At 50.5% G+C, this 6,336-nt stretch carries 5 protein-coding genes and 1 pseudogene (1 of these 6 running past the window's edge); 5 read left to right on the top strand and 1 reads right to left on the bottom strand.

Going from position 1 to position 6,336, the window contains the following annotated elements:
• The first annotated feature begins 162 nt into the window (after positions 1-162).
• From J4G02_06080 to solA, 3 genes are read left to right on the top strand one after another with little or no spacing between them, the layout of a single operon-like run.
• On the top strand, positions 163-1,059 hold the full coding sequence (locus tag J4G02_06080) for a creatininase family protein (protein ID MCE2394145.1): 897 nt from the start codon (positions 163-165) through the stop codon (positions 1,057-1,059).
• A gap of 20 nt (positions 1,060-1,079) precedes the next feature.
• Positions 1,080-1,838, top strand: coding sequence for a phytanoyl-CoA dioxygenase family protein (locus J4G02_06075; protein ID MCE2394144.1), 759 nt, complete (start codon positions 1,080-1,082; stop codon positions 1,836-1,838).
• Between the two features lie 22 nt (positions 1,839-1,860).
• A complete protein-coding gene (gene solA / locus J4G02_06070; protein MCE2394143.1) occupies positions 1,861-2,979 on the top strand; it encodes an N-methyl-L-tryptophan oxidase in 1,119 nt (372 codons plus the stop codon).
• 27 nt (positions 2,980-3,006) lie between these two features.
• Here solA and J4G02_06065 read toward each other — a convergent pair whose 3' ends face one another.
• The gene (locus tag J4G02_06065; GenBank protein MCE2394142.1) at positions 3,007-3,993 is read right to left on the bottom strand and encodes an aldo/keto reductase; all 987 of its coding nucleotides are present in this window, start codon (positions 3,991-3,993) and stop codon (positions 3,007-3,009) included.
• Between the two features lie 220 nt (positions 3,994-4,213).
• Between J4G02_06065 and J4G02_06060 the strand changes: the two genes are divergently transcribed.
• A complete protein-coding gene (locus J4G02_06060; protein MCE2394141.1) occupies positions 4,214-5,569 on the top strand; it encodes a phosphodiester glycosidase family protein in 1,356 nt (451 codons plus the stop codon).
• Positions 5,566-6,336: pseudogene (locus tag J4G02_06055) on the top strand (anaerobic sulfatase maturase) (it continues 419 nt past the right edge of the window). The gene J4G02_06060 and the pseudogene J4G02_06055 overlap by 4 nt, the downstream one beginning before the upstream one ends.

Here is a 6,336-nt window from a genome sequence, read left to right as displayed (position 1 = left end):
CTCGTCCTTTAGGGCGGGGAGTATGTCAAAAAACCGCTTAAATTGAATGTAGTAAACAGAAATTGAATCTGAAAAGATTGTGGCAACAATGATACAATCTTATATCGCAGCTGCCACAGGGAATCATGTTTACGCTATCATATAATACAAAAGGAAACCACGATGAAAAGAGAAGTGCGCTGGGAACGGATGTTCCCCGACGAACTAGAAGCTGCGTTAGAGGAGTGTCCAGTTGTCTATTTTTGCTACGGCTTGTGCGAACCCCACGGTCCCCAGAACGCAGTCGGGCTTGACGCTTTGAAAGCACACGCGATTGCGTGTCGAACAGCCCGTGCGCATGGCGGTATTGTTGCTCCACCCGATTACTGGCACATCCACGAACATGGCGGTTATGCACTCTGGGGAAATCGAACCGTCGGAGAGGTGCGTCCGTGGCTCACCGCAATGCCTGCATGGATGCATTTCAAGAACATCTGTTACCACGTCCGGGCAGCTGATGCCTTGGGATTTCATGCTGCTATCCTTTTGACGGGACACTACGGTCCCAACTGGAAAGACCTCAAAACTTTGCTTGAAATCCTCCAACCGCATTTTGGTATGCGTCTATACGGTCTGCCGGATTTTGAGGCGAATCAGCCCGGCTTCGATGGCGATGGTAAAAGTGGCGGCGACCATGCCGGTAAGGTCGAGACCTCGCTGTTGTGGGCATTAGAGCCGGATTGTGTTGATGTTTCACGCCTGCCAGCACCGGATGCGCCGGGTCCCCACTTCGCTATGGGACCGACCGCACACGAATCGGATCGTCAAGTTGGTGAACGAATGGTCACCGATGAAGTCCAGTGGCTTGGTGCCAAGGCGAAAGAACTTCTCGACGCCTACCCTGAATCGACACCTATGCGTCAGCCACTCACCTTCGATCAGATTGAAGAAATCTGGGAACGCGATGTGCGTCCGCGTCTAAAAGAATTTGAAAGTATGCAAAGCCGCTGGAGCGATGATGAAGGACCGTCGCAGGATTCTCGTTGGTACGCTCAATGGCGTGTACCGGACCGCGGCTAGCTACATGAAAGGAGCGAAAAATGTCCCTCACCGAAGGACAAATCAAGGCTTATGAAACAGAAGGCTTCGTTCCGAAAGTTCAAATTTCCAACGAAACCGAAGCCAGCCAACATCGGAAACTGTTCGACAAATTAGAAGCCAGAATCGGACGTGCGGAATGTCAGATCGGATTAGTCGACCGGCATTTTGAGGAAGAATTTATCTGGGAGATTGCAACCCACCCGAAGATTCTCGACTGTATCGAAGCCCTGATAGGACACGATGTTATGATGATATCAACGCACTTCTTTTGCAAATATGGTCCTGATCAAAAAAAGTTTGTGGCATGGCATCAGGATGTAACCTATTGGGGACTTGAGCCGCCCGAAGCGATTACCGCGTGGTATGCGATTGACGACAGCGACTGCGAGAACGGTTGTATGCGTGTGATTCCCGGCACCCACCGTCCCGGTATTCGAGATCACGGGAAATCTGGACAGGAAGGAAATCTGTTGAGCATCGATCAGGAAGTGCCGGTCAGCGAGGCTGAGGAGCAAAACGCCGTAGATCTGGTTCTGAAAGCAGGCGAAATATCAATCCATCACGGTACGTTGATTCATGGAAGCCTGCCCAATCAATCCACACGGCGGCGCTGTGGGTTGACAATTCGTTACATTCCTCCCCGGGTCAAGCAGGTTGAAAGGAATTCATTGGGACTTAGTTGGGCGACAATTTTGTTGCGTGGTGAAAACAGAGAGAAGAATTTTCCTGAACTTCCCAAACCATTCCCGATAAAGTAGTTGGTTAACAAAGGACGAAAAAATGTATGACGCCATTGTGATCGGAGCAGGGGTAATGGGCAGTGCAACAGCCTATTATCTCGCTAAGTCGGGGGCAAGCACTTTGGTGCTAGAACAGTTTTCACGGGGGCATACCTTCGGCAGCTCCCACGGAGACAATCGTATCATCCGTCTGATCTACGAGAAGCAATTCTACACAGAACTGATGAAGCATGCCTATGCAGAATGGCGGGAAGTAGAAAAGGAGTCGGAGAAGGATCTGCTATTCACAACCGGCAGCGTGATAATCGGTCCCGAAGGACACGGTTATCTCCATGATATGCGCGTGAGCCTTGATGCTGCCGGCGTCGAGTCCGAATGGTGGAACCAACGACAACTGGCAGACCGCTTCCCGCAATTCAGGATCGGAGACGATGTGGAAGTTTTGTGGCAGAAGGACACCGGTTTTCTCTACGCTTCAGCGTGCGTTTTGACCTATCTAGAACTCGCCGAAGCACACGGAGCGGAGGTTCGGGAGAATACGCCGGTAATAGAGATTAACTGGCAGGGAACATATCCTGAAGTGATTGCAAACGGGGAACGTTTTCAAGGGAAAAAAGTGATTGTGACCGCGGGGGGTTGGACCGGACAGATCCTTAATGAATTGAACCTCCCGTTAACCGTAACACGGCAGCAGGTTGTTTATTATCGACCAACCGATGCGAACCTGTTTCAGCGGGGCAGATTTCCGATTTTTCTCGATGTAACGTGGAATGAGGTTTTGTATGGATTCCCCGTTTTTGGGCGTGAAGGCGTGAAGATTGCGCGACACGGCATGGGGCAGCCGGTGTCCCCAGATACGTGCGATCGGACGCCCGATCCAGACTACATCGAGCATCTCCGTTCTTTTATGCGTGAACGCATCCCCGAAGCTGCCGGCGAGGCACTTTTCGCGCAGGTTTGTCTCTACACGGAAACACCCGACGAAGATTTCATTATCGACACATATCCAGATTGCACAAATCTTGTTTTAGCAACTGGATTCTCCGGTCACGGTTTCAAGTTCGCCAGCCTTGTCGGACGTATACTTTCGGAAATGGCACTTGAGGGTAAAACAGGCTTTGACATCAGCCCATTTCAGTTGGCGCGCTTTGAGCAATAGGATAGTTTGTCACATTTTCCCAATGAATCAGTTCGCGCTCCAATTGGGTGTCTGAATCGTGTCGGCGATGGCGAATGCCCTTTGCAGTTCAGACTCGGCGATCGGTGGCACATTGACGGAAGCTACGTTCTGTTCAATCTGTTGCATTGTTTTCGCACCGGCGATGACGCAAGAGGTGCCGGGGTGGTCAAGCGTAAAACGTAGCGCTGCTTGAACCATTGTGCGTCCTGTGTTCTCTGCGAGGAAACTGAGCGCCGGCAGTCTCTTGAAGGCATCAATTGACCCCGGCCGATTAAAACGCTCATAACGTATATCCTCTTTCGGGATTTCGCTGCTCTGGAAATACTTGCCCGTCAACATCCCCTTCGCCAATGGAACACGGATGAGCGTGCCGATACTCTCCTGCTTGGCGAAATGAAGCAGTTCGTCGGCATCGCGTTCAAGCAGATTGTAGCCAATTTGCAGCATGTAAATCTCACCCAAGCCCTGGAGTTTATCAATCGCCTCCCGATCATTCGTCGAAACACCGTACCAACGGATCTTGCCCTCATCCCGCAACTGTGCCAACGCCTCCATGACAGCCGGCATCGCCCCGTCCAACGGAATGGCATGAAGTTGATAGATGTCAATATAATCTGTGTCCAGCCGTTTTAGGCTCCCTTCGACTGCTTCAACGATTCGCTTTTTCGCTTGCGCCGGCAGATCCGGATCGTTCGCGTCCAAGCCGCCGTTTGGACTGACTTTGGTGGCGATAATCCATTTATCCCGTCTCCCCTGCAACGCCTGCCCGACAACTTCCTCGCTATGACCGGCACCGTAACTCTCTGCGGAATCAATCAGGTTCACACCAAGTTCTTCCGCACGATGGATGAGTGCGATTGACTGCTGCTCGTCGGTGCCTGTCCAACCTGTTCGTGTGCCATCCGTCTGTTGTTGTACACCAGAGATCGGAAACGCGCCGATCCCGATCTCTGAAACTTTGAGACCTGTTTGACCAAACGTTCGATACTTCATTAGAGTCCCTCCACCTAGTCAAGATTTAATTGATCGACACAGACCATTTTACTTGAAAACGCCATCGAAGTCAAATCGGTTTATGGACTTCTGATAGGGGCGGTAGAGAGATAGATTGCGTTTATTCTTGACAGATTGCCACACCATTTGTGAAAATAGTATTTATATCGAAAATGGTCCGACGATTGGGTTTCGACCAGACAGCAAGGAGCAAGGGCAATTGAGGACACAAAAGGGCAATCGACGCGTTTATTTTATCAAAATTGCTATTGTTTGGGGGACGACCCTCCTCTTGATTTTGGGGATAGGTGCGTTACGAGTGACAACGCCTAACTCCAATACCAATTCTGCGTCCTCTTCTGTTATATCCAGACTTATTAGTAAGCCGCTTCCTGACCGTCCAAACCCGGCATCCAGAAAACGGGACTTACTTAAAAAGTCGGACTGGCCCCAAGGATTGCGTATCTACCGCGATTGGTGGAAAGAACGGGATGCGGCGGTTTATGTCGCTGAAATGAGGCGCGAATCCGAAAATCTGCGCTTTGGAGTTGAGCTTGCCAATAATCGTCTCTTGGGCAGGGAGACAATCACCAGCATGGCAGGACGACTCGCACAACAAGATATTCCGTTATTAGCTGGCATCAATGGGAGTTTCGGTCTCCGTGGAGATCGGGTCGGGCGTGGAGGAGTTATCTTTAACCTTCATATCCAAGATCGGGAATTGGTTAGTATCGCACCCCGACGCGATTGGTGGGGTTTCCCACCGCCATCCCCTTGGGGTGAAACTAGTTTCGGTGTAACGACCGATGGCGAATTTTTACTCGATGCCGTTGAACTAAACGGGGTTATCCGCATCAATGGAGAATCGCTCGAAGTCGATTGTATTAATCAGATTCCTGAGGCCGACTGTGCTGCCGTGCTCTACACACCCCGATTTGGAGAGCAGACCCTTGCACAAAGGAGTTATGAAATTGTCCTCAAGGGACTCGACTTGCCACTTACAGGTAGGTATCGGAGCCGTTTTAAGATCGATGAGGTCAATCGGCGGGGCAATAGCACAATTCCGTCCAACGGCGTTGTGTTGGCACTCGATTATCAATTAGCGATAAAATGGGATGCCACATTCAGGGCGGGTGGTACAGGTACGCTCGAAATCGCACTTTCACCCACCAAATGGCAGCGGGTTGCCGATGGAATCGGGGGAAATCTCCGTCTTTTGCGCAACGGGAAAATTGAACCGGAACTTGCGGAATTTCACCACTCAAGCGGCAGATCTAACTATCGTCACCGCAACGGGGCGAGACTGAACCCGCGGAGTGCATTGGGGTTTAACGATGATAAGCTATTTCTTATTACGGTAGATGGCCGTCAATACGGATATAGCATCGGGATGACGCTTTATGAGATGGCTGGTTTTTTGCGGGACCTCGGAGCGAAACACGCAATAAACTTTGATGGTGGAAGTTCATCGGCGTTATGGGGACTTGATAGTATTGTGAATCGTCCATCGCGCGGCTACGAGCGATCGGTTTTTAATGTAGCGATGATTACGACCCAGAAGAAGGTGAAAAAATGATTGAACAGGAAGCACCGCGTGCGTTTCATGTGATGACAAAACCGATTGGGGCAATTTGTAATTTGGATTGCGAATATTGCTTCTATCTGGACAAAGAGAACCTTTATCCCGATACACGGTCGTTTCGGATGACCGATGAGGTTTTGGAAAATTATGTGCGCCAATATATCGAATCGCAGCAGGTCAATGAGATAACCTTCGCTTGGCAGGGGGGCGAACCGACGCTGATGGGAGTCGACTTTTTCCGGCGCGCTGTCGAATATCAGGAGAAATACCGACGGGTCGGTACGCGCATCCAGAATACATTCCAGACCAATGCGACGCTCCTGAATGATGAGTGGTGCACGTTCTTCAAGCGGAACAACTTCCTAATCGGTATCAGCATTGATGGTCCCCCTGAACTACACGATAAATACCGCTACGACAAACGGGGCAGACCCTCCTCCGATGATGTCATTCGGGGATTGAGATTCCTACAGAAGCATCAGGTGGATTACAATATACTTTGTGTCGTAAACCGTCATAACGCAGATTATCCGCTTGAGGTATACCACTACTTCAAAGAACTTGGGGCGCAGTTTATGCAGTTTATCCCCGCCGTCGAGCGCGTGGATGAGAAAGGTGTGACCGACCGCACGGTCCGTGCAGCCCAATACGGTAAATTCCTCTGCGCCATCTTCGATGAGTGGGTTGTCAGCGATATTGGGAAAATCTTCGTTCAAATTTTCGATGTCGCGTTAGAGGCTTGGTTGGGGTATAACCCAAGT

The sequence above is a fragment of the Candidatus Poribacteria bacterium genome (genome assembly GCA_021295755.1).
In the GTDB taxonomy this organism is placed as follows: domain Bacteria; phylum Poribacteria; class WGA-4E; order WGA-4E; family PCPOR2b; genus PCPOR2b.
The sequence above is the reverse complement of the archived record's forward strand: the minus strand, read 5'-3'. Positions and strand labels throughout refer to the sequence as shown.